Origin of the sequence: Desulfospira joergensenii DSM 10085, from assembly GCF_000420085.1 — a bacterium.
Taxonomy (GTDB): domain Bacteria; phylum Desulfobacterota; class Desulfobacteria; order Desulfobacterales; family Desulfobacteraceae; genus Desulfospira; species Desulfospira joergensenii.
In genome coordinates this window covers 631967-656787 of sequence record NZ_ATUG01000002.1, presented here as the reverse complement: position 1 = coordinate 656787, position 24821 = coordinate 631967, and the positions used below count along the sequence as shown (strand labels likewise).

Genomic DNA, 24821 nt, shown 5'->3' with positions numbered 1-24821 from the left:
TTGAGTTTCAAAATCTATTCTTTTGCCAGTTTATTTAATATCTCTTTTTCGCCCTCTTTCCTCAACCGTTCCAATTCGGTTAGAACTTTATTGCTTAAAGGCTCAGGCTTATGGGTGTCTAAAATCATCTGAATTTCTTCTCTGATCTTCTCTTCCAGACTCGGGCATCCGCTGTCCTGCCATGCAGATATGCTCTGCAGGTTCCGGATGCGGGTATTGGAAAGTTCATTTTTAAAATGGGTCATGGTATGTTTCTGGGCCAGGAAATGGCCGGCCGGTCCCACATCCTGAATCACTTGGCGGGCCAGGGTTTCCCTGGTGATGGTGATGCCCTGGGCAAAGCGCTTGGTCATGCCAACCACCTCGTTTCCCATAACCAATTGTTCCAGGGAACAGGCCATACCCGAGGCCATGTATCCCACATCATGAATGAGGTTGAGCTTGGACAGGCCCTGGCTGAAAATGGAAAAGGTACTGTCGATTCCGGCCTGGGCATCCAGCCTTTTGGCATCCGTGGCCCCGGCCAGTCCCCAGGTGGGAAGACCGAAAGAGGCGGCCACTTCAGCCTGGGCAATGGTGGCCAGGCTGTTCTCAGGGGCCCCCATGGTCATCAGGGCGGTTTTCATATCCAGGATCCCCACGTTTCCGCTCATCCCCACCGGACACCCTGTTTTCCTTAACTGGGCAATGGTGATGTGAATCAGGGCCTCGGCCGTGATCTGGGTCAGAACCCCGGCCAGGGTCACCGGCCCGGTAGCCCCGGCCTGGACTGTTGAGCCGGGAAGCTGGGGCATGAACCGGTCGGCGGCTATAAAGATTCTCTCTACCACTTCATCGGGAAAATGCAGGGGGGCAATGGCCTCGGGATAGGCGATCAAAAAGGGTTTTTGACTCAAATTTTCCCGTCCTCCCGCTATCACGGAAGCCATTTCATATACATACTTGCAGCCCAGAGAGCTGTAGCAGAGAAACACGGCCGGTTTTACCGTATTGGATACCAGGGCCGGAATCTCATACAATTCCGCTGCTGCGGCCGGAACGTCCTGGGCCGTTCCCATGGGCATGACAAAGTCGATATTGGGAAGATAATCGGCCACAAGGGCCCCCATTTCAATATCCCGGATGGTGGTTTCCCGGATCTCGCCGGTAAAGGCGTCCCGGGTGTTCGGGCTTCCTGTGGATGTTCCGAAATGGCTTTTCTCTCCTTCCACCTCCATGGCCCTGCGGCCGGTCCGGTCATAGATGGTCCAGCCCCTGGGTGCGGTTACAAGGGCCTGTTCCACAATAAACCTGGGCATACGGATGATATTGTCCTTGATCACAGCCCCGGCCTGTTTCATCATCTTGTGGACTTCCTTGTGGATACATTTGAATCCAACCTTCTCAACGATATCAAAGGCGGCCTGCTGAACCTCCCAGATCTGGTCATCGGTCAGGACTTTCATCTGCACGGACCGGCTTGGGATGTTGGATGTTTGAATCATTATCTACTCCTTGGTAAATTTATCATTATCAGTCTCAATTTGGCTTTCCGGAACAGGGGAGACGGTTCATCAGGCGTATGATGATACAGGTGCCGGGTACGGCCCGGCCGGGAAAGAGAGTAGAACTGCCTTGTCCGACAGTCAGATCCGCATCCAATACCCGACCCTGCCATTGTGCCTGATCCATATTTCCCCTTTAAATTAGGTTACGCTTGTTTCCTGTATCATATGAATATATTGACATCAATAATTTATTTAATAAATATTGCCATAATTATAGTAGAGGCTTTTTTCTTTAATTTTAATATATCAATTGTAATAATTAATCATATCACTTTATTTGATTGTTCTAGAAAATACCTGGAAATCCGTGAAAAGTATAAAAGGGCTGGCAGCCCTGAAAAAGTCTGACCGGTGCAAGAGGGGGATCTATGTTTTCCAGGCCGGCGTTCTACCGGTCCGGGACGCCATCATCAATGATCAGAGGATCCCGTTGCCCCCAGGTGCCAGTAATTGGCCTCTTCCTGCATGATCCTGTCCATGATCAGCTTCCGGCCGTCATCGATCTCTTTTTTCATGGCCTTCTGGGCACCGGCTGCGTCGTGGGCTTTCAGGCGTCCGATAAGTATGGAATGGGTCTGGGCAATTTTTTTGCCCGTTGTACTCATTACCACGAACCTGGCAAGCCGGTCATGGATGTGGGCAATCTGCAGGGCCAGTTCATGGTTGCCCGAAGCCTGGGCCACAAGATAGTGGAATTTCTTATTTTCTTCGGTATACCGGGCATTGGACTCATCTCCGTCGTCGGTATACCCGGCATGCACGGTCTCCAGGCGGGAGATCTGCTCCTCCGTAACTCTCTCGGCTGCCAGGGCCGCCGAAGCCAGTTCAAGGATACACCGCAGGTCCAGCATGTCGTTGAGTTCCTTCAGGGTAATCAGGGTAACATAGTATCCTGATCTGGGCTTGATGGTTACCAGTTCCTCCTGCCCGAGCATCTGAAGGGCATCCCGGACCGGGGTTACACTGGTACCGAACTCTTTTTTCAATAGATCAATGGAAAGGCGTTCCCCTGGCTTTTTTCTTCCGGTGATGATCTCGGTCCGGATTTTCCTGTAAATGATGTCTTTTGCGGCATCCTTTGTTTTTTGGGGCATCAATCTCTCCTGGGGAAAAGCGTTGGCAATACTCTGCCGGTTGTCAAACCGGGCCTGCACAGACAGGCCCGGCTAATTTGAATGGAAATCAGGCGGCAAAACCCTTGGCCATCCTGGACGCAGAGCCTGCATCTGCGGCAAAGCCGTCGGCACCGATCTCATCGGCAAAGGACTGGGTCACCGGAGCACCGCCGACCATGATTTTCACCTGATCCCGCAGCCCGCTCTCCACGATGGCGTCAATCGTCTGTTTCATCATGGGCATGGTGGTGGTCAGGAGGGCGGACAGACAGACAATATCAGCATTCTTATCCCTGATACTCTTGACAAAATCCTCAGGCGGAATATCAACGCCAAGGTTGTGAACTTCCAGACCGCAGCTTTCGATCATCATGGACACCAGGTTCTTACCGATATCATGGAGATCGCCTTTAACGGTTCCGATCACCACCTTGCCCGAGCCCGAGCCCTCCCCCTCCTTTAACAGGGGTTTGAGAACTTCGACGCCCTTGCCCATGGACTGGGCGGCCATGAGGACTTCCGGGATGAACATGTCCCCGCTTTCCATCCTTTCACCGACAATATCCATGGCAGCGATCAGGCCCTGATTCAGGATCTCAGAAGCATCGCCGCCCGCATCCAGACTCTTCTGGACCATCCCGGCGATTCCTGCAAGGTCCCCACCAATCACAGCATCATTCAACTCTTTGTAATCAGGCATTTTTCATTTCCTCTTGATTTGGGTTGTCTATGTCCTGGGACATATAAAATGCTCGCGCCTATATCCATATACCAGGGGCAAATTAATATCAACAATTTAATGATTTACACCATGCAAAATTCAATTTTTATGTTCCAACTGATCTGATTGATGTATCAATTTTGATTTTACTTTCCGATTCCCAAGATATCCCGGCAAAAATCAATACTTTTCTTCACGGCCTCAAGTTCCCCGGCCAGGGCTTTTTCCCGATTGTCCAGGCTGAACCCCATTTCCGTTTCAATGTTGATCCGGCCGCAGGGAGAAAGGGTTCTGATCAGGTCATAGGCTTTTTTCATATCGATATCGCCTTCCCCCACGGCCGTTCCCCGGACCTGGAATCCATCCCTGCGAAATTCAATCCGGTCATCCCTGAAATGATTGGTAAAGGCATAGGGGGCCAGATTTTCAACGGCCTGGATGGGATCTTCGGTTATATGCCAGGGGTTCATGGTATCGATGCAGGCCCCCACAAAGGGATGGCCCACCTGCTCGATCACCCATATCACTTCTTCGGAAAAACTGTCACAATGATTTTCCAGGGCCAGACGGACACCGGCACTCACGGCGGCCGGTGCAGCCTTTTTCAACCGGTCCCGGGTCTGTTCAAGAAAGGGCCTGACTTTGGGATGAAACCGGGAGCCCGCCCTGGGTCTGGGCCGGGGAATTTCCATCCCGACCTTGACCAGATCTGCGCCAATGGCAGCGGCCGTGGCAATGCCCTCTTCAATGTCATGCTGGATCCCGATACCGAAATTTCCCAGATCCAGGGACATGTTATACTCCAGGAAAAGGTTTCTCTCTCTGGCCGCCTGCCCCACTTCATCCAGATATGCCGGGTCCAGACTCTCCAGCACCCCGTCATCCAGGTGAAACCCGTCCAGGCCCAGATCCAGGCCCAGGTCAAAGAGTTCAAAGGTGCTCATCTGCCTTTCCCAGGGAAGTTCAAAACCGGCCCAGTCCTGGCCGATGCCGTGGTGATATAGGCTGTAGGTGTGAAGTCCGAGAAGCATGGGAGATTTGTCTTCATGGGTCGTCATTGACAGAAGGTCCTTATATAAAAATTAAAATCCAGATCAAATAGCCATTAGAAGCTAAAAATGGGCAGGAAATGTTTTTTCCCGGATTTCAACTTCACAAATTTTTCATTGAATTACAAGAAGTCTTTGCTTTGCCTTTCAGACTGGGAAATTGCTTCTGGTTGACCTTTACCTTTTTTAAAAAGGGCGATTGAGCCGTTCTGTACTTTTGTCTGATTTCCAAAACCCGTTAAAATACGGATTGGCTATCCCTTCCCGAAAAAACGAGATCTGCTCGGTCCCAGGGACAGGATTATGGAGACAACGGGTTTCTTTTCTCTGCCCATGCCACGAGACACCTTGCAATTGACAACCCGGCCCGGCCGGTATAACAAGAACCCTGGGGCGAATGATCCGTCCCGCCAAACCAGAATGAAAAGGAGCACCCATGGGGTTTGAAACGGTTGAAGATGTTCTGAACCAATTGGAATCGGCCCAGTATATTGCTTCGGATGAAATGGCCACGGTGGTCTTCCTGGCCCTGGCCACCCAAAAGCCCGTGCTGGTGGAGGGACCGGCCGGAGTGGGCAAGACCCAGCTGGCCAAAGCCGTGGCCCTTTGTCTGAACCGCCGCCTGATCCGGCTTCAATGCTATGAGGGCCTGGATGAGGCCAAGGCCCTGTACGAGTGGGAATATGCCAAACAGCTTCTCTACACCCAGATGGTCAAGGACCGGATCAACAGCGTCATCAAAGACGCCCCCAGCCTGGCCAAGGCCGTGGAAAAGATCGCGGCCCAGGAAGATGCTTTTTTTTCAGACCGGTTTATCCAGCCCCGGCCCCTGCTCAAGGCCATCTTATCCCCAGACCCGGTTGTCCTGCTCATCGATGAGGTGGACAAGTCGGATCCGGAGTTTGAGGCCTTTCTCCTGGAGCTGCTCAGCGATTTTTCCGTCACCATACCGGAAATCGGCACCCGGAAGCCCGTGACCATTCCCCTGGTCTTTCTCACCTCCAACAACTACAGGGACATGAGCGACGCCCTGAAAAGGAGGTGCATCCACCTCTACATCGACTACCCCCCGCCTGAGCGGGAGATGGAAATCGTCAGGACCCGGGTGCCGGGAATCGAAAAGAAACTCCTGGAAAGGCTTGTGAAGGTCATGCACCGGATCCGGGACATGGACCTGAAGAAAAAACCCTGTATCTCCGAGACCATTGACTGGGCCCGGGCTCTGGCCGCCTTGGAAGTAAAGGATTTAACCCCCCGGACCGTGGACCAGACCCTGAACCTTGTCCTCAAATACCAGTCCGATCTTATCCTGATCCGCCAGCATATTGCCGAACTTCTCACGGCCTGCCCCGGCCCGGAACCATGCTGACCGGCCTGGTTAAATTTGCAGCCTGCTGCAGGGCATACGGCCTCATGGTCTCCCCGGGGGAAGTCCTGGACTGCGCCAGAAGCCTTGAATCCCTTGAATTTACGGACCAATCCCGGTTCAAGACCATAATCCGGGCCCATTTTATAAAGACGATCCGGCACAGGAACCGGTTTGAAGAGGTGTACAAACTCTTCTTTTCCCAGCATTCGGGATTTTCCATGGGGCCGGACCCCGGGAAAGCCAGAGCCATTGAAAAACTGAACCTGGCCCTGGAGAATCAGGCCCGAAAGGCGGACAAGAAACAGGAAAAAGGAAAATTATCCCGGGCTCTTCTCGATTTTCTCCGGGGAGATCCCGAACCTTTCCTGGCCCGGGTCCAGGCCATCCATACCCGGGAGGAAGAGACTCCCCGGGGGTTCAAGTCAAACCTGGGGCCTCTTTCGGCCAAGCTGGATGTACTGCTCACGGCCAACCGGATCCGGCAGCAGATCACAGGGATTCCAGAAACCGATTCAGGCACCGGGGAGGCCGTCAGGCAGATGAAGAACCTCTATCACAGCAGCCTGGACCGGGCCCTGGCTATCCTCTCCCGGGAGCCGGTCTCCCAAAACATTGCCCTCCGGCAGGACCCGGGGAGTCCGCTGGATCCCGGCCGGATCCGGGAAATGCCCTTTTCCTCCCTTTCCGGGAAGGACCTGGACCAGGCCAGAATCCTCATGGACAGGCTGGTGAAAAAACTCAAGGACAAGGCCGGAAGAAGATACCGAACCCGGAACCGGGGAGGCCTGGACGTCAAAAAGACCCTGGGCCGGGCCAACCGGTTCCAGGGCATCCCCCTGGAAATCATCTATAAAAAAAAGATCCCGGCCAAAGCCCGGATCATTGCCCTCTGCGATGTCTCCGGATCGGTCTGGTCCACGGCAAGGTTCATGCTTCAGCTGCTCTATGCCCTGGAGGAATGTTTCTCCCAGATCAAAAGTTTTATCTTTGTGGCGGAACTTACCGAGATATCCGGTTATTTTAAGGACCTTGACATTGACCGGGCCGTGGCCGGAATCCTCAAGGACCCGGGAATCAATCTGAATGAAAGAACCGATTACGGTTCTGTTCTCCACGACTTCCTGGAGAATCACGGGTCAGACCTGAACATGAAAACCACCCTGATCATTCTGGGGGACGGCCGGTCCAACTACTACAACCCCCGGGCCCATATCCTGGAACAGATCCGGGAAAAATGCCGGAGGATCATCTGGCTCATTCCGGAGCCGGGCCGTCTCTGGGGAACCGGGGACAGCGAGATCCATACTTACAAACACCACTGCCACGAGATCCGTACCTGCATGAACCTGAAGCATCTCACCGATTTTGTCCGGGAACTGGTTCTCTGATCCCCGTATCAGAGATTGGCCCGTTCAAATTCCAGAAGTCCGGCCTTGATATCCAGCCCTCCCCCGAACCCGGTCAGGCTGCCGTCCTTGCCGATGACCCGGTGGCAGGGGATGATGATGGCGATGGGATTTTTCCCATTGGCCATTCCCACGGCCCGGGAGGCCTTGGGATTGCCAATGCGGTGAGCCAGCTCCCCGTAGGAGAGGGTCTCGCCAAAGGGGATCTTGACCAGTTCCTTCCAGACCTTTTCCTGGAATGGGGTTCCCTGTGGATCCAGATCAAGGGCAAAGGTCTTCAGCTCCCCCTGAAAATAGGCTTCCAGCTGTTCCAGAACATCCTTGAACCCTTCCGGATCCGGGACCCACTCTTTTCCGGGCTCCTTCCGGGTGGTTCCCTTGGGAAAATGAAGGCTTTGAAGCCGGTCCTGACCGGTGAGCAGCAGCCTTCCCAGGGGGGACTCAAAATAGGCATACCGAATTTTATTCAAAATAGACCTCCCTTTGATTTAAAATCAAGCGGCTGTCCAGGATCTCGGCCCTGTGGGAGAGGACATCCTTATCCCGGATAAAAAGACCGGTCTCCATGCCCTGGAAAATGGGAGTCACCAGGGCCGGGTTTTGGTCTGCCATATCCGCGGGCAGGGTCATGGAAGTCTTCAGGTCAAAGATCTCAAAGACAGCTTCCGGCCTGAGCAGGATGGGGATGAATCCGGCCAGGGTCATATTTTTCTTCAGAGACAGGGTCATGTCTCCCCGGATATCCCTGGGTTCACCTTCTTGATCCAACCGGGCCTTGAAGTCGGCCACCCGGATTTCCAGCCCCTTTTTCAGCAGCCTCTCACACTGGCCCAGAAACCGGAATCCGATATCTCCGGCAACCTCCCCCAGCCGTTGATAGATCTCATGGGTATCCGGTTCTGCCCGGACAACATCATTGAGGATCCCGGTCAGGGTCTTTGAGTACGCCCCCATGATCCACTGCCATCCCGGAACATCCACCCGGTTCAGGCTGACCCGGGCAGCTCCGTCACGAACAAGGCTGGTTCCCCATTCCAGACTGTGAAATCCATATCCCATTCCAAAGGAAAGGAACTTCTTTTCCGGATTGAGTTTTGATGTATATTCCCATGTCAGGCTGTCCAGCTCAAGGGGCCGGGATGTATCCTGGAATTTTACGGAGTCGATTTTCAAATGATCCAGGTTAGCAGAAATCCGGCCGTCCCATGTATAGTCGGAAGCCTTCTGCATCTGTGAATCCATGGTCAGGGAACCGGCCGTGAACCGGCCGGGGCATTCGCCCCCCTTCCAGTCCAGGGAGGCTGAAATTATTCCGTTTTTATCCATGGAGATTTGGACTTGCCCGGGCAGGATCTTCATGGAACTGCCGCCCCTGTCCAAAGAAAATTCTTTCAGGGATATCCTTGATTCCAGATTTCCAAAAACATTGTATGTCGTTGCCATTTCCAGGGGATTTTTCCCCTTAAGCTGGTGACTCAAAAAATCATGGAACCATGGATTTTTGTCAAGACGGGTGTGAGATTTTACGCTAAAGAACCCGTGGTCCGCCCGGTCCAGGAGAAGAATCTCCCTGACCCCAAAAATAGATTCAAGACCGTCCGCCTTAAATCTCCACTCAATTTTTGAGGAAAACAGCCCCCGGTCGTAATTGATAATCTCCACCGCCCCGTTTTTTGTTTTCCCGGTCAATTGCTCTGTAAGGAAGCCTTCCATGATCATCCCGGTTGCCACGGGTATGGAGGCCAAGGCCGCAAAAGAGATAAATGAAATCACGGCGATAAATTTTATGGATCTCATTTGGTTTTGGTCCCCAGCTCAAGATGCTGAACAAAAAAATCCCGGAATTCGTCCCGGCGGTGGCTGACATAGAGGATGGTGCTCAGTTTTTCCCGGGCAATCCCCTCCAGAAAATCGAGAACCGCCTCCCGGTTGAGCTGATCCAATCCCTGGGTGGGCTCGTCAAGGACCAGGAGCCGGGGCAGTTTGATCAGGGCCCGGGCAATGAGAACCAGGCGCTGCCTTGCATATTCCAGGTTTCTAAAGGGAAGGCCGGCATCTTGGGCCATACCCAGGCGGTCCAGCCATTGGCGGGCCTTTTCTTCCTCCTGGGCCGTATAGGTCTGGTAAAGCCCGATGGAGTCGAACAGGCCGGAGATGATGCAGTGAAGGGTAGAGCCCGGAACGTGGTAATTCCGGTGGAGCTCCGGGCTGACAATGCCCATGTGCTGCTTCAGATCCCAGATGGACTCCCCGGTTCCCCTCTGGATCCCGAAAATCCTCAAGTCGTTCCTATAGCAGGCCGGGTGATCTCCGATGATGACCTGGAGCAGGGTGGATTTGCCGCAGCCGTTGGGGCCGGTCACCAGGGTATGATCCCCCTCCCGGATGATCAGATTGAGGTCCTTGAAGACCTCTGTTCCCTGATATCCGGCAAATCCTTTATTAAGGCGGATCAGTTCTTCGGGTTTGTTCACACTCCCCGGCTGGTTTCGGCCCTCTTTTTTTTCCGCCAGATCCTCGGCCCTGGCTTGAAAATCCGGGGAAAGAACGGCGAACACCTGTTCCAGGGAGCCTTCAACCTCTTCCCTCCGGCCCGTAAGTTCCAGGCCGTGCTCTCCCATGACGCCCATGTGGGTGCACCAGGCCGGGATATCGTCAATATTATTGACAAAGACCATCACCAGGATATTTTCCTGGAAAAGACGGGCCAGGGCCTTATCCACTTCCCGGCAGGTCTTGAGATCCAACCCGTCATAGGGGCTCTGGATGACCAGACAGGACAGGCCCGGGGTCATCCTGGACAAAAGCATGAGTTTTCTGGACTGCCCCGTACTGAGCTGGCGGTATCCCTTGTCCAGGGAACCGGTAAGGCCTAACGCCTCGATCAGTTCTGCACGGGAGCCGGGATCGTGGATAAAATCCCGGGCCCGGGTGCCGGGATCAATTTTGTCCATGAAGTCGGTCTCATCTTTTTTCAGCTCCGCCTCATAGATTTCCTGCTGATCCTTAAACGAAACCACGCCCGTATTTTCCGGCAGTTCCAGTTTTTCGGATGTATCCTTTTCCCCATCCCCGGAAACCAGCCGGAAAAAGCTTTGGGCTCCGGATTGGTTAGCCCCGATAATACACCATGCCTGGCCCGGGCCGGCATGGAACTTGCGGATCATGATGTTTTCAAATTGAGTGTTGAGGATCTCTATTCGGCCGGGGCGGTTGAGCATATCTTTGGGTCCTTGTTCTGATTTCAATAATTCCGGCCATTCTACAGCCCTGCCCGTCTTTGTCAAGGATTGGCCTTTAGATACAATTTCAAATTTGACAATCTGAAATTGTAATGTATCATTGATTAGGAATAGATTGAATAAGGATTCTGAAAATGAATGACAGACTGCACCTACCCTCTTCCGATGATATCAACGGAGTTCTGAAACTGGGTGACCGGGACCTGCCGAGCTTTCCCCAGGTCGCCGCAAAATTGATGGAGGCCTCCAAAGAGGAAGCCGGCTCCCTGGCCGACCTGGCCAAGGTAATTGAAACCGATCCCGGTCTTGCGGTAAGAGTGCTGGAGATGGCCAACTCCGCCATGGCCGGTATGAGAAGAAACATATCCGCCCTGTCCGAAGCCGTGGTGATTCTGGGGCTGGATCAGGTCAAGAAAATGGCCCTGTCCCTAACGGTTTTTCAATCCTTTTTCAAATCCAGTGCTTCCCAGAGCTTTGACCGGATCCTGTTCTGGCGCCACTGCCTCTGCGTGGCCCTTTTGAGCACGGAAATCGCAAAGGAGACCGGGTATCCGGATCCCGAAGAAACCTATATTGCAGGCCTGCTCCATGACCTGGGCAAAATCTTTCTAGATACCCGGGGACATCAGGACTATGGGAAATTTATCACGTCGGTTTCCACCTCCACGGACATTGTCATTGATGAGGAGCGCAGACTTTTCGGCCTGGGCCATGACGATATCGGAGCCTATTTCTGTTCCCAGTGGGGCCTGCCCTCTTCCCTGGCCCTGACCGCAAAATATCACCACCAGCCATACAGCAGCCTGGGCCTGTCCGACCGGGAAAAACATCTGATCGCCATTGTCTCCCTGGCGGATTTCCTCTGCTGGACCCAGGGACTGGGCTCCTTTGATTTTATCCGCCCCCCGGTGGTCTCTCCGGAGGTGGAAAAAAATATTGACCTGGAAACCCTGAACATCGTGGAGTGCATGCTCCGGATGAACAAAGAAATCGAATCCATTTCCCAGTTTTACGGTTTTATCTTCCCTTCGGCCGGTCAGCTCAGGGAGAACATTCTCCAGGCCAATCTCAAGCTTTCCAGGGCCAATACCCGGTACTATTTTCAGGACGACCCCCTGGCCCGTTTCGAGACTTCCCCCCAGTCCCAGTCCTCCGATCTCGGGTTGGAAATCGGCAAACCCCTGGCCAAGGCCAAGACCGTCAAAGAGGTACTTGATATTGTCATGTACCAGATTGGACAGATCTTCCAGCCCCGGGACTGGTCCGTTCTGCTCAAGGACTCCAAAACAGGGGACATGGTGTTTTCCCTGGTGGTGGGACAGAACAAAAAAAAGCTCCAGGGGTTGCGGCTGCCAAAAGGCGAAGGGATTGCCGGTCACATCATGGCCACGGGAAACTCCCTGGTGATCGAAGATGTTTCAAAGGACACACGGTTCAGCATAAGAATGGATAAACACACCGGATTCCAGACAAGCTCCATCGTGGGAACCCCTCTTAAGACCGACGATAAGATCTTCGGGGTGATTGAACTGGTCAACCGGATAGACGACCGTCCTTTTACGGATCAGGACATGGATCAGCTGGCCTCCATCGCCGAATATGCGGCCATTGCCATTGAACGGGCTTACTATAACCAGGCCTTAAAAAAACTGGCCGTCCAGGACTCCTTGACCGGACTGAAAAACCGGTGGAGTTTTGACCGGGCCATGGTCAATCCGGAGGAGGTTCGAAAAACCTTTGGAACCATTTTTTCCCTGCTGATCATCGATGTCAGGAAGCAGGTCCGGACGAATATAGACCCGGATCTGGATGAAGATAAGATCCTCAAGGAACTGGCCCGGATTTTGACCCAGACCAAGCGGCGGGGGGATGAAATTTTCCGTTTTGCTGAAAACACCCTGGTGGTAATCCTGGCCCAGACTTACGCAGATGGGGCGGATATGGCCAAAGACAGGGTTTTGGAAGCCATGTCTTCCACCCTTTTGGAAAAAACCGAACCCGGGTTCCGGATCTCCATCCAGCCCCGGACAGTGGATTCGGAAGACGCCGGTAAGTTAAAAACCCTTATCTCGAACTCCCTGGCCGATGCGGAGCCCCCTGCGTCCCGGGAATCTGTCCCGGACCTCCAGGACAGGCTTCAGCCCCTTCTTGAAGACGAGGAGGGGAAAAGGCCGGAACAGGAACCTGCCCTTAAAAAATTTGGCAAATCCGTTTCCCTGGCAGGAAAGTTTATCCGCCTTAAGACCAGTGAATCAGGTCATATCCGGGTGGAAAGGCTTTCCATGGACACAATCGGATTCCGGATCTCCAGATCCCACCGCATCCGTACCAACGATTTTCTCGATATCCAGTTCAACCTGGACGATCTAAAGAAGAGCCTGATCAAAAGACGGGTCGTGGCCCGGGAGATCCAGGGAAATTTTATCCGGGCGGATTTCTATAATCCACCGCCCTTTGATAAAGACCTGGGATTTTACATGATGAACTGATCCCCTGACCCATGGGGATATGGATCCGGGAGTCGGCCTGAATCGTTGATGGCGTTCAGGATTCGGGGAATCTGCCGTAAGCTCATAAATTTCCGGTTTTTCTCTGCAATGGTCCTCAGATGATTTTTAAAAGAAAAGCAGGGAAAAACTTAAGGAAAAAACGACCAGGGAGACCAGGGCATAGGTAAAGAACAACTTGTATCGTATGGGCAGGTTCCCGAAAATATGCATTTTAATCTTGACCAAAAGGGTTTGTATTGTTCAACCCTACCCGATAATGGAGATCAAATCAATACTGCCCTATTTACCGAAGCTGCAAACCGGGAACCGACAGGTTTTGCAGCTGGAGCAGAACCCGCCGTGGCCCATGAGGTCGATGTCGGACCTGGACAGGGTTTCCCCGGCCAGGAGCCGGGGAACCACAAGATCAAAAATGGAAGCCCGATGGTACATGACACAGCCGGGGAGACCGATGACCGGCACCTCCCCGATATGGGCCAGCATGAACATGGCCCCGGGCAGGACCGGAGCCCCGTAGGAGACGATATTTCCTCCTGCCGCCCGGATGGCCGCCGGGGTCAGGTCGTCGGGGTCCACGGACATGCCCCCGGTGACGGCGATCATTTTCGCGCCCCGGGCCAAAAGTCCCTGGATGGCCTCCACGGTCATGTCCATATCATCTGAGACCAGGATCTTTTCCAGTATCCCGGATCCCAGGGCTTCAAATTTTTCTTGAACCACAGGTCCGAACCCGTCCCGGATCCGGCCGTTGAACACCTCTGAACCCGTTACCACCAGGCCCACGGCCAGACGAGCAAGGGGAAGGACTGCAATGATGGGAAAAAATTCTTTACAGACCTTTTCGGCCTCCTTTACCCTGTCCTCGTCAATGGACAGGGGGATGACCCGGGTGCCGGCCAGTTCCTGGCCCGGCCCAACCACCTGGTGGGTGTGAAGGCTGGCAAAGATCACATCCTCGATCCGGTTCAGGGCGGCCAGTCCCTCAACATTGATTTTCAACAGGCCCTGGGTCCTGGCCCTGAATCCCACCTTGCCCTCACTGGGATCGCTGATATCAATGAGGCGGCCCCGGGCGGCCCGGGCGATGCGAAGGGCCGCCGGATCTTCGTGGACTTCCCCGTCAAGGCCGGTCGCATAGATATGACGCTTGCCCAGATCCAGAAGTTTTTCCACATCCGAAGATTGGATGACATGCCCTTTTTTAAATTCAGGCCCCTTGAACAGATCCGGCACGATCCGGGTGATGTCATGGGTGAGGATCATTCCCACAGCCTCTTCAACGGGAACGGCACGCAGCTTCTCTTTTTCATAGTACTTCATGGGTCAGCCTCTTCTTTGTTCCGGGTTTGAATCAATCGTTTGCCCTGGTAGGTGTCTGTAAAACCAAAGGGACGGGTTTGAAGAGAACCCAGGGCCAGGGCGCCGGTCTCCACCGCCTGTTTAAGCCTGGGAGAAAAATCCAGGCATTGGCGGACAAGGTCCGCCCGGATCCGGGAATTATCAATGATTTTCAAAAAAATATCAAGCACAGGAGGGGTTGATCCGGATACCAGGGAGGCCTGGACATCCACCACCCCCGGAATCCTGAAAAAAAGCGCGTCCACATCGGCCATGGCAAGGGTCTGACCCGAGGACAAGGGGAGGGTATGGGCCCTGCGGCCGCAGACATAGTCCATCCGCCTGAACAGGCTTCCGCAGGCACAGGGATCTTTCAAAAACCGGGACATATCCCCGGTACGGTAACGGATCAGGGGCATGCCGGTCCGGGTCAGGGTGGTCACGGCCACCTCTCCCCATTTTCCCGGGGGCAGAGGTCTTCCCGTATCCGGATCCACAATTTCAAAGAACAGGTCCACTTCCCTGAGATGGTACCCCTGGTGGGCAAAACAGTCAATTCCGCCCCCAAAACCGGTTTCAGTCAGCCCGTAGTGGTCAAACACCCGGCAGTCCAGCAGATTGGCCACCCGGTTTTTCAGGGCAGAAGAGACCTGGTCCGAGGTGAGGATCACATGGGAGAGAAGAGGAGCCCGGAGCTTTTCCCGGGCCATGAACTGGGCCAGGGCCAGAATCTGAACCGGCAGCCCGATGATCAGGGAGGGGGAGAGCTGTCTGACGGTCTCCAGCGCCCCGGACCCATCGGTAATCAAACCAAAGATCTTAGCCTTTACACCGATGCCATCCATGGCGGTTTTCAGCAGGTCCCCGGCACTCCCGGGAGTCTGCCCGGGCAGCAGGACCAGGACCCGGTCTTTGGGCCGGGTCAGCCGGGAGATGACGATCCTGAAAAATTCAATTGTCTTCTCCAGATCCTGATCCGTAAAAAAAATCCGTTTGGGCCGGCCTGTGGTGCCCGAGGTTTCCAGGGTGACGATCCGGCTGATCCGGTCCTGGGGAACACATAGGAACTTCATGGGCTTTTTCCGGACATGGCCGGGAAAGGTAAAGGGAAGAGAAGAAAAATCCAGATACCCCTTAAGACTTTTGGGATGATGATCCCTGAAATGGTCCCGGTAAAAAGGGCTGTTTTCCATGACATGGCCCAGGAGCTTCTGAATGGCAGACCATTGATATCGCTCAAGAGTCTCCCGGCTCTTTTCTCCCGGAAACTGAAACCGGATCTTTTCCCATTGCCAGGCATCAAGAAAGGCGGTCGGCAGTTGGTTCATTTCCGATGGACTCCTTTTCCCGCGGCACTGGTCAGGTTATAGGCACAAAAGGGTATCAGGCGGCCGTCCGGGGCCACGCTGTGGATGCAGCAGCCCTTGAGCCTTTCCAGATCAAGATTCCATATATCCTGGAATGCCATGCCGGACACGGAAAAAAGCCGGGTCCGGGCCCGGTTCAAAAATTGATCCAGACCGTCCCAGATCTTCCCCGGGGCAGGATCCGGCCCCGGGGCCTTCCAATGCAGGGCTGTGGAAGCTTTGGCCCTGGCCGCCCCCTTTTCAGCGGGAATGGGGGTGCAGCAGCCAATATCCGGTCCAGTCAGAGGTTCAGGAATGCCCCTCTCTTTAATCAGAAATTTTCCGTTAAAGGAACAAAGGGAATGTTCGCACCCCGGGGGCCTGAAATCCTCCCGCCTGAATCTGCCCTGGGTCTGGACTTCTATCTCTTCCAGGATTTCAGGGATGGTGATCCGGTCATTGTCCCCGGGTCCGGTGTCAAACGACGGCCCCCCTTTCCCGGGCAGAACCGGGCAGCGTCCAAACCAGGCTACCGGCTGGAAGTGGACCCCCCGGATGCCCGGTAACCGGTCCAGGGCAAACTCCAGAATGGGCCCGACCTGGCTGATATTCACCCCCGGAACCAGGGTGGGCACCAGAACCACGCCCAGGCCGGCCTCTATGCAATTGGATACGGCCTCCTGCTTGGCCTTAAACAGGTCCTGGCCCCGCAGGTCTCGGTACACCCGGTCCGATACCCCGTCAAACTGGAGAAAAACCGAGGAAAGCCCGGCAGACTTCAGGGTTTTGGCCATGGATCTTTCCCGGGAGATCAATATTCCGTTTGTGTTGAGCTGGATAAATCCGAACCCGGTTTCCCGGGCAGATTCAACAATCCGGGGCAGATCCCGGCGAAGGCTGGGTTCTCCTCCGGATATCTGGAGATTGGCCTTGGGGCTGACCTTCCATACCGAATCCAGCATCTGGGAAATCTCTTCCAGGGAGGGATCAGGGTCCCCTTGTCCCGGACCTGACCCTGCAAAACAGAATTGACATTTCAGGTTGCATCGGGCCGTAATCTCCAGAACTGCGGTGCAGGTGTGCTGCCGGTGTTCGGGACAGAGCCCGCAGTCAAAAGGGCATCCCCTGGCCGTCCCGGTCATGCTGAACCGGTCCGGAATGGGAATTTTGGGCCGGGTCCAGGTCTGGAAAGAATCCCTGCCCTTCCAGATTTTGACCCTGAAATTTCCGTGGACGGGACAGGTTTTTTCCAGAAAAACCATATCCGACTCCAGGACCCGTGCGGCGGGAACCGGTTCCATACAGACCGGACAGAGGCTCTGGGTTGTAGAAAGAAGGCTGGGGTCGGAAAGATTCGGGTTCAATATCCAGGTCCTATTCTTCCCCAAAATCCTGGGGATCAAATCCGTTTTCCTGGACAAGGGCCAGAAGTGAGGAAAAGGACTGATCCAGAAGATTCCCGCAGGTCCGGGGATCCGGCTGGGGATAAAATTCCCCGCTGATCTCCCGGCAGGCGGTTCTGCCCGGTTCAGGGACTGCCGTGTCAAAGAAATCGATCCAGGCTTCCTGCATCAGGGCCAGGACATCTTTTTCCTCTTTGGCCATCATGGCCAGGATTCCCATGCCGGCGGTGAAAATTCCGCAGGGGCCCTCTGCCCTGCCCGAGCCCATGCAGAGTCCCCGGCTGAAATCCACCAGGTCTGGATTTTCCCTGCCCATGAGATCAAGGAGCATTTTCACCATGATCTGACTGCAGCAGTATCCCTGGTTTTTTAATTTTAAGATTTCCATCTGAATCATATCGTATCCCAATTTCCTAGGCCTTATATTTTCCGGCGATGATCATGCAGTACCCGGGCCTCAGGCGCCCGGACCTGCAGGAAGAGGCAAGGCCGGAGTCACAGATCCGGGCATCTGTTTTTTCCCAGAACCGGTCCAGGCTTCCATGTTCAAAAATCATCTGGCCGGCCAGCTGCTTTAAAAGCCGGGTGTGATCTTCGATGATGTCAATTTGAAACCCGGCATCTTCAATGGTCCGGATCAGATCCAGGATGGGCAGGGCTCCGTCCAGGCAGGAGAACGCCTGGCTTGGGTTTCTGGTTTCCGGTTCCATGCCTGCGAATCTCTGGGGGATGTAGAGATCCGTCAGGATCAGCTTCCCGTTCCGCCGGAGGCATCGTAAAAACTCCTCCAGGCACCGCTCCTTTTCCCGGATCAGGGAAAAGACACACTCAGAGAATATCCCGTCCAGGGATCCTGACCCAAAAGGAAGAAAGGGGAGCTTCACCTGGGCAAAGGGAATCCGGTCCCCGGATTTGGCCGCGGCCATCTCCAGCATATCCAGGCCCAGGTCTGCTCCCAGGGCCCGGATCCCAAACCGGTCAGACAGGTACCTGGCCGTCATTCCGTATCCGCAGCCGGCATCCAGGACCCTGGCCCCGGGATCAAACCCGCAGAAATCCACGGCCCGGCTGGTGAGCATGAGCCCCCCGGGCCTCAGGGTATGACCGGTTACATTGATCAGGGCCTTCTGCCGGAACAAAAAGGGTATCTCCCCGGTACGGATTCTAGGAATATTTCCCGGTTCAACGGACGGATCAACCGGTTGATAAGGATTATTTGTCTTCAAGGATTTTTTCCACCTCCTCTATTTTGCCGTGGGTCAGTTCCGAAGAAATAAAAACAGCTTTGCATCGGCTGCACTGGGGCAGGGCCACGTCAAACCGGGACCCCAGGTAGGTCATATTATTTTTATAGTACTCCAGGGGCAGATTGCAGGGGCCGCACAGAACCGGGGTTTCCAGGGGATGGGTGGGCGGTCCGGGAATACAGTCCCCATTGGCCTCCACCTCCATTCGGTGGCTCCAGGCGGAAAGGATTTCAAACCGGTCCTCCTTCTGGATAAACTCCACCCAGAAACAGACCCGGGAGGGCCGGTAAAATGCGATCCTGCTTCCTTTTTCCGGATTTAAAAAACAAACGCCCGTGGACTCATATTCTTCCAGGACCTTTTGGATGTCCGAAACCAGGATGAACCGGTTTTCCAGCGCATCTTCCACTTCCGGGCTTATCCGGATCCGGGGGTCTGTTTTTTCTCCGGACTTGGCTTTCTCCCGCCAGATTCTGCCCAGAAACTCATTCTTTACCGCGGTCAGGGTATCCTGCCGCTTTGAAAACCCCGGATCCTTCCGGAGTTCGGGATGATCCGTCCCCGGCCAGAACAGATCCAGGACATGGAGGGCTTTCTTTTCCGCCGAGGCCAGCCGGTCCCGGCACATGGCGCAATAGGCGATAAAATCCCGGGGACTCTGTCCTGCCCTTTCTTGGATGATTTTTTTGGACAGCTTCGGGTTGGCGTTGAAGACCAGGCCTCCGAACCCGCAGCACTCGGTCAGGCTGCCCGAGGCCGGCAAATCCTCAATTGTAAGGCCGGCATACCGAACCAGCTTTCTCACCGCCTTTCTGACTCCGGAATCCTCCCGGGCCGTGCAGGGATCAATGATGTTGACCGGTTCCAGCAGGAGAGTGCCGGTTTGACAGCAGCCCCCCGGATCTTTTGATAGGTCCGCAACCGCCCCGGAATCTTTATCCATGATGCCGGCCATGTCTTCGTATATAGACCGGATCTCTGCTCCGGGAAGAGCCTCTGCCAGCATGGAAGAACAGGAGGTACAGGCCGTGATCAGGGGCGGGGAGCCCGAGGCTTCCCAGAAAGCCTTAAGTCCAAGGATATTGGCCTCGAATTTTTCCCTGTCCCCGGCCCACCAGGCCGGGGCTCCGCAGCAGCCCGAGACAAAACCGGTTCTGCCGGAAAGGTAATTCTGTAAAAAATCATAGGCCTTTTCCACCTGGAACGGGGCAGATCCCGTAAGCTGGCACCCGGGAAAAAAGATCTGATCAGACCCGTCTGTTCCCGGGGCATGGCGGGCAAAAAAGCAATCCCCGCCCGAGGCCCGGGCCATATGGTCCAGGGCGAATTCATGGGCGGACTGCGGCATTTTTCCCTTTTCTTTCATATCATGCCGGGCCGACAAACAGAGATCGGCCATGGAAAAATCATTGGGGCAGACCGTCTCACAGAGCCGGCACAGGGAGCAGGAATTGATCAGCAGATTGGCTTTTCTTTCTCCCATGACAATGGCCGCGTTATTGTATATTTCCCTGGCATACCTGCCGGGAAAGCCCTTGAACTCCCGGATATAGGAACAGACCCGGATACACCTGGAGCAATCGCACTGGATGCAGCGTCCGGCCTCCCGGGCGGCAAGCTCCAAATTTGGTTTTTCTAGATCCGGGACAATGGGGGCACAGGGCTCGACCCGGGTCGTATCCGTTGACAGACGGGTTTGAAAAGGGCCTTCCCGATCCCGCCCCGCAGTCATGGAGACCTTTGCCATGAACCGGTCCATGGATACGGCCGCCTTTCTTCCCTGGAAGGCCAGGTCTGCGGGAAAGGAAAGCCGGGTATCAGGCCGGCCGTCCCGGGAAAATCCCCCTGCAAAGATGCTGGAGTTGCGGGTCTGGAGGGTGAATTCATCCTTCAGGGGCATTCCCTTTTCATCCATCTCAATGCCGGGCTCCATACCGGACAGATTTCTAGGGAAGGAATCCGAATCAAACCCCAGGTATACTGCATCAAAATCTTCCCCGCTGAAAAAAGCGGTTTCCGGGGAAGGGGCGGTCTTACACTCAACCCCGAAGCCTACCAGTCTCTGCAGTTCCAGGTCCAGGATCTCCTGGGGCAGCATGGGAAAACCGCGCAAGGGTCCTCCAAAGGGCTCGGCCCGGTCAAACAGGGTGATCCTCACCCCTTTCAGGGCCAGATCCCAGGCCACGGTCAAACTGCTCAGGCCCGAGCCCCAGATTCCGGCCCGGTTTTCTTTGGGGGGGGGTAAAAATATCTTTTTCTGCCTGGACCGGCTCAGAGCGCAGACCTTTTCCAGGAATCCGATGGAAAGGGGTTTGTCTATTTTTTTGCGGATGCATGAAGATTCGCAGGGGTGATCACAGATCCGGGCCATGATTTCCGGCAGGGGAAGCCGGGTTTCAATGACCTTGAAGGCCTTGTCCGCATCCTCCTTGGCCATCTGCCTTAAAAAGGCCTTTACGTCCATGTGAAAGGGACAGGCCGCCGAGCAATAGGCCGGTTCCTCCTGGATGCATTTTCTCTCAAATTCTCTTAGCTGTTTCTGGTCCATGGCGTCGAGTCAAAAAATCAAAAACAGTCCGCCGGAATCAGAAATCATCTTTGTACCCGATTCCGGCGGACGCCTCTGTAATGGGGGGACGGTAGGCAGGGCCGGCCGTCCCGGTTCTGATCAGTGTAATATCTACAATGCCTTGATGGCTTCCAGCACCTTGTCCGGAGTGGCGGGCAGGCGCTTGATCCTGACCCTGGCCGCATTGTAAATCCCGTTGATCACGGCGGCATGGGGTGAGGTCAGGGGAAGTTCACCGATGCCGGATGCCCCGAACGGACCGTGCTCCCTGGGCGTTTCAACGTAGATCAGTTCCATGTCGTCGGGAATGGATTTGATGTAAGGAAATCCGGCTCCCACCATGGTGGAGTGCTTCTTGATGTCCTCATAATCCTCGGACAGGGCCAGGCCGATGGCCTGGGCCATGCCTCCGTACATCTGGCCGTCCACCACCAGTTGGTTGTTGATCTTGCCCACATCGCCCACTGCCGTCATCTTATGGACCGTGGTCTTGCCCGTGGCCATTTCAACCGAGACCTCGGCCATGAAAACACCATAAGTATAACAGGCAAATGGATTGCCCTGGCCGTTTTCATCGCAATTGGTGGCCGGGGCGGTCCAGGTGCCGGTATACTCCACGGGAATATTCTCGGCCTTCATCTCTTCAAAATTCCGGAAGCTTCCGTCCCCTTTTCTCATGGCTCCCACAAGCATTTCACAGGCCGCCTTAATGGCCTGGCCCGTGACCACCTGGGAGCGGCTGCCCCCGGCAGGGCCGGAGTTGGGGGTGATGGAGGTGTCGTTCATTACCAGCTTTATCTGTTCGGGTGTAATTCCCATGGGACGAAGGGCCTCGTGGGCCGTTCCCAGGGAACCCATGTCTGCGCCCTGGCCGTGGTCTTCCCAGGAATTAAACAGGGTGATGGTATTGTCTTCATTGAGCTGAACCCGGGCTTCAGAACTGTCCGGACCGTCCAGACCGCAGCCGTAAACCCCGACGGAAAGGCCCACCCCGTATTTTTCTTCCTCCGTGGATTTTTTAGCGGCATCGGCCTTGGCTGCCTCGTATTTGGGCTTGAGGATCTCAAACATCTCAGGGAAACTGAGGGCGTCGGGAACCTGGCCCGTGGGGGTGGTGGATCCTTCCCGGTAGATATTTTTCACCCTCAGGTCAAAGGGATCCATGTTCAGTTTTTCCGCCAGAATATCCATGAGTACTTCCGAGGAGAATTCACTCTGGGGAGATCCGTATGCCCGGAAGGCGGATCCCCAGGCATGGTTGGTACAGACGGTCCGTCCCTCTCCCCTTATATTGGGAATATTGTATCCGGCCCCGATAAATTGTGCCCCCCTCAGGGTCAGAAGGTCCCCGAACTCGGAATAGGGTCCGTGGTCAACGGTCCAGTCACTTTCCATGGCCTTGAGGGTGCCGTCCTTGTCTGCGGCCAGGCGGACATTGACAAAGAAGGGGGAACGTTTGCCCGTATAGGTCTGCTGCTGAAACCAGGTATAGTTGAGGAACACGGGTTTTTCCGTGGCCATGGCCGCCACCCCGACCAGGGCTTCCATGGTGGGGGAGAACTTATATCCGAATGTACCGCCGGCCGGGTTCTGAACCAGGGTGAGTTTTTCCGGATCAATGCCGAGGCCCGGGGCGATCATGGCGTGGTGAAGGTGGATGCCGATGGATTTGGAGTGAATGGTCAGTTTCCCGTCCTCGCCCGGATAGGCAAACCCCACATCCGGCTCAATGGGCATATGGGGCTGCCGCCCCACGTAAAAATCGTCTTCCACCACCACATCGGCGCTGTCAAAAATCGCTTGGGTTTCTTCTCCCTTTTTAATGGCCTGGGTATAGTAGACATTGGGGGTGCCCGGGTGGATTTCCATGGCATCCTCGGCCATTGCCGCCGGGGCACTCATATACTCGGGCAGGGGTTCAAGATCGACCTTTACCTTTTTGGCCGCTGCCTTGGCATTCTCTTCCGTGTCCGCACAGACAATGGCAATGGCATCTCCGAACTGGAACACCTTTTCATCACAGAGAATGGGCCGGTCCCAGCCGTCCCCCTTGTTGGTGGGAAAAGTGATCAGGCCGGAGATCCGGTTCTTTCCCTTTACATCCCTGTGGGTCACCACCTTGTATACCCCGGGCATGGCCTCGGCTTCTGCCGTATCGATTCCCTTTATGTTGGCATGGGAGATCTCGGCCTGGACCAGGGCCAGACGCAGAGTGCCCGGAGGCATCTTGATCCCCAGGTCTGCGCCGTAATCACAGGTGCCTGTGACCTTGGCCAGGGCCGAGGGTCTGGGAAAGCTCGTGCCCCATATCCTGCCGTCTTCGGGCAGTTTGGCAAAAAGATCTTCCATGGCGATTTCGCCCCGTAGAACCCGGGCCGCATCCATGACCGCGTCCACCAGCTGCTTATATCCGGTGCACCGGCAGGCGTTTCGATACTTCTGGAACCAGGCCCGGATATCCTCCCGGGTGGGAGAGGGAATCGCATCCAGCAGGGCCTTGCAGGAGACAATGAACCCCGGGGTGCAGAACCCGCACTGGGCCCCGCCGTGGACCATCCAGGCCGCCTGGATGGGGTGGAGGTTGTCCGGGGTGCCGATCCCCTCTACAGTGGTGACCTCTGCCTCGTCCTCCACCCGCTTCATCCGGGTGGCGCAGGATCTGACCAATTTCCCGTTGAGAATTACATTACAGGCCCCGCACTGGCCTTGTCCGCATCCCACCTTGACCCCGGTCAACAAAAGATTGTCCCGGAGCACAGAGGATAATTTATCTTCTTCATTGACCAGAAGGGTTCTGGCGATTCCATTGACTCGCAATAGTTTTTTAATCATGAGTTTCCCCTTTTTCAGGTTAACGGGTTTGGTTTTGATCCTAAGATTTCCGACAGACTTCAATGTTATTTTTTTATATTTGAATCTCTTATTAGTCAAGAATAGAAAATAAAAAAAGAAGGTTGGGAGTAAAATAAACCGATAATATCCAATAACAACAATCCTTCTTTTATGATCAGCTGGCCTTAATCCGGAAAAATCAGGACCAAAATCCGTGAAGAAGTCGGCACCAGCGAATTATTTGAAAATAGCCCATTGATTTTTTGGATTTCAAATTCAAATATGATATACAAAAAACATTGTTCAGCAGATGAGAAGGAACATTTAACCTAAAACAGAGGAAACTCCAACCATGCTGGTGAAAGAGAACCAAGACAATATCCTCATCCTAAAACTAACCGACGGCAGGACCAATGCCATTGATCTGAATACCCTGAGGCAGCTGGACAAGGCCGTGCAAGAGGTCAACGACGATCCGGCCCTGAAAGGCCTTGTCCTGACCGGGGAAGGACGGTTTTTCTCAAGCGGGTTCAGCCTGCCCATGTTCATCAATTTCACCACCCGGGAAGAGGTGATTGATTTTTTTACGGAGCAGGAAAACATCCTGGTGAATTTCTTTACCTGTACCAAGCCGGTGGTCACGGCCATGAACGGCCATTCCGCCGCCATGGGAATGATTTTGGCCATGGCCTCGGATTACAGGATTGTCAAGAACCATCCCAAGATCAAGCTGGGCATGAGCGAGATTAAAATCGGGCTGGGGCTTTCCATTGCCCAGACCGCTGTCATGCGGTTCGGCCTGGACTCCGACAAAAAATACCGGGATGTGATGTACTTCGGGGAGATGATGGACGTGAACCGGGCCAGGGAACTCCAGATTGTGGACGAGGTGGTGGAAGAAGAGAACCTCCTTTCCCGTGCCGGGGAGATCATCTCCCTGTGGATCGATACCCCCAACCGCCCCTTTATCCAGATCAAGCACATGCTGAAAAAGGATACCGCCGAAAAGATCAGGCAGGAACTCCAGCAGGAAGATTGGAAGTCGGGAATGTGCGACACCCTGCTCAATCCGGAGGTCAGGGCCACCCTGGAGTTTGTCCAGGCCGCCATGGAAGGGAAAAAATAAA

The 24821-nt window shown here is 54.6% G+C and carries 18 protein-coding genes; 4 read left to right on the top strand and 14 right to left on the bottom strand.

The annotated features are described in order from the left end of the window. Positions 1-14 precede the first annotated feature (14 nt). The 4 genes from F608_RS0115375 to F608_RS0115360 form a co-directional block, all read right to left on the bottom strand. Positions 15-1484 (bottom strand): trimethylamine methyltransferase family protein, encoded by a 1470-nt coding sequence (locus F608_RS0115375; RefSeq protein WP_022666543.1) that lies wholly within the window; start codon positions 1482-1484, stop codon positions 15-17. 473 nt (positions 1485-1957) lie between these two features. After that, complete coding sequence (locus tag F608_RS0115370) at positions 1958-2641, bottom strand: GntR family transcriptional regulator (protein WP_027362803.1); 684 nt, start codon at positions 2639-2641, stop codon at positions 1958-1960. A gap of 88 nt (positions 2642-2729) precedes the next feature. Next, entirely contained in the window at positions 2730-3362 is a 633-nt protein-coding gene (locus F608_RS0115365) for a corrinoid protein (protein ID WP_022666541.1), read from the bottom strand. Positions 3363-3529: 167 nt separating this feature from the next. Further along, positions 3530-4441, bottom strand: coding sequence for a sugar phosphate isomerase/epimerase family protein (locus F608_RS0115360; protein WP_022666540.1), 912 nt, complete (start codon positions 4439-4441; stop codon positions 3530-3532). A 427-nt stretch (positions 4442-4868) separates the two neighbouring features. On the opposite strand from F608_RS0115360, the gene F608_RS0115350 reads away from it, so the two are divergent. Then, a complete protein-coding gene (locus F608_RS0115350) occupies positions 4869-5801 on the top strand; it encodes an AAA family ATPase (RefSeq protein ID WP_022666538.1) in 933 nt (310 codons plus the stop codon). Beyond that, positions 5795-7189 (top strand): VWA domain-containing protein, encoded by a 1395-nt coding sequence (locus F608_RS0115345; RefSeq protein ID WP_022666537.1) that lies wholly within the window; start codon positions 5795-5797, stop codon positions 7187-7189. Before F608_RS0115350 ends, F608_RS0115345 begins: the two co-directional genes overlap by 7 nt. Positions 7190-7197: 8 nt before the next feature. On the opposite strand, the gene F608_RS0115340 is transcribed toward F608_RS0115345, so the two are convergent. Genes F608_RS0115340 through F608_RS0115330 form a run of 3 tightly spaced genes read right to left on the bottom strand, consistent with a single transcriptional unit; the run spans position 7198 to position 10455 of the window. After that, positions 7198-7677, bottom strand: a complete 480-nt coding sequence (locus F608_RS0115340) for a methylated-DNA--[protein]-cysteine S-methyltransferase (RefSeq protein WP_022666536.1) — start codon at positions 7675-7677, stop codon at positions 7198-7200. Continuing rightward, a complete protein-coding gene (locus F608_RS0115335; RefSeq protein ID WP_022666535.1) occupies positions 7670-9004 on the bottom strand; it encodes a DUF945 family protein in 1335 nt (444 codons plus the stop codon). The genes F608_RS0115340 and F608_RS0115335 overlap by 8 nt, the downstream gene beginning before the upstream one ends. Then, positions 9001-10455 (bottom strand): ATP-binding cassette domain-containing protein, encoded by a 1455-nt coding sequence (locus F608_RS0115330; RefSeq protein WP_244154295.1) that lies wholly within the window; start codon positions 10453-10455, stop codon positions 9001-9003. The genes F608_RS0115335 and F608_RS0115330 overlap by 4 nt, the downstream gene beginning before the upstream one ends. A 128-nt stretch (positions 10456-10583) precedes the next feature. Here F608_RS0115330 and F608_RS0115325 point away from each other — a divergent pair, with 128 nt between their 5' ends. After that, on the top strand, positions 10584-12938 hold the full coding sequence (locus F608_RS0115325) for an HDOD domain-containing protein (RefSeq protein ID WP_022666533.1): 2355 nt from the start codon (positions 10584-10586) through the stop codon (positions 12936-12938). A 300-nt stretch (positions 12939-13238) separates the two neighbouring features. Here F608_RS0115325 and F608_RS0115315 read toward each other — a convergent pair whose 3' ends face one another. From F608_RS0115315 to F608_RS0115285, 7 genes are all read right to left on the bottom strand, one after another. Further along, positions 13239-14279 (bottom strand): molybdopterin-binding protein, encoded by a 1041-nt coding sequence (locus tag F608_RS0115315; protein ID WP_022666531.1) that lies wholly within the window; start codon positions 14277-14279, stop codon positions 13239-13241. Further along, the gene (locus F608_RS32180) at positions 14276-15625 is read right to left on the bottom strand and encodes a DVU_1553 family AMP-dependent CoA ligase (protein WP_022666530.1); all 1350 of its coding nucleotides are present in this window, start codon (positions 15623-15625) and stop codon (positions 14276-14278) included. Before F608_RS32180 ends, F608_RS0115315 begins: the two co-directional genes overlap by 4 nt. Continuing rightward, the gene (gene trsS / locus F608_RS0115305) at positions 15622-17007 is read right to left on the bottom strand and encodes a radical SAM (seleno)protein TrsS (RefSeq protein ID WP_244154294.1); all 1386 of its coding nucleotides are present in this window, start codon (positions 17005-17007) and stop codon (positions 15622-15624) included. The genes F608_RS32180 and trsS overlap by 4 nt, the downstream gene beginning before the upstream one ends. 10 nt (positions 17008-17017) lie before the next feature. Continuing rightward, a complete protein-coding gene (locus tag F608_RS0115300; RefSeq protein WP_022666528.1) occupies positions 17018-17443 on the bottom strand; it encodes a DVU_1555 family C-GCAxxG-C-C protein in 426 nt (141 codons plus the stop codon). 16 nt (positions 17444-17459) lie between these two features. Next, on the bottom strand, positions 17460-18272 hold the full coding sequence (gene trsM, locus F608_RS0115295; RefSeq protein ID WP_022666527.1) for a DVU_1556 family methyltransferase: 813 nt from the start codon (positions 18270-18272) through the stop codon (positions 17460-17462). Then, positions 18259-20841: a pyridine nucleotide-disulfide oxidoreductase/dicluster-binding protein gene (locus tag F608_RS32175; RefSeq protein WP_022666526.1), complete on the bottom strand. Its 2583-nt coding sequence runs from the start codon at positions 20839-20841 to the stop codon at positions 18259-18261. The genes trsM and F608_RS32175 overlap by 14 nt, the downstream gene beginning before the upstream one ends. A gap of 132 nt (positions 20842-20973) precedes the next feature. Continuing rightward, a complete protein-coding gene (locus F608_RS0115285; RefSeq protein ID WP_022666525.1) occupies positions 20974-23694 on the bottom strand; it encodes a molybdopterin-dependent aldehyde oxidoreductase in 2721 nt (906 codons plus the stop codon). A gap of 352 nt (positions 23695-24046) precedes the next feature. On the opposite strand from F608_RS0115285, the gene F608_RS0115280 reads away from it, so the two are divergent. Beyond that, positions 24047-24820: an enoyl-CoA hydratase/isomerase family protein gene (locus tag F608_RS0115280; protein ID WP_022666524.1), complete on the top strand. Its 774-nt coding sequence runs from the start codon at positions 24047-24049 to the stop codon at positions 24818-24820. The last annotated feature ends 1 nt before the right edge of the window (position 24821 follow it).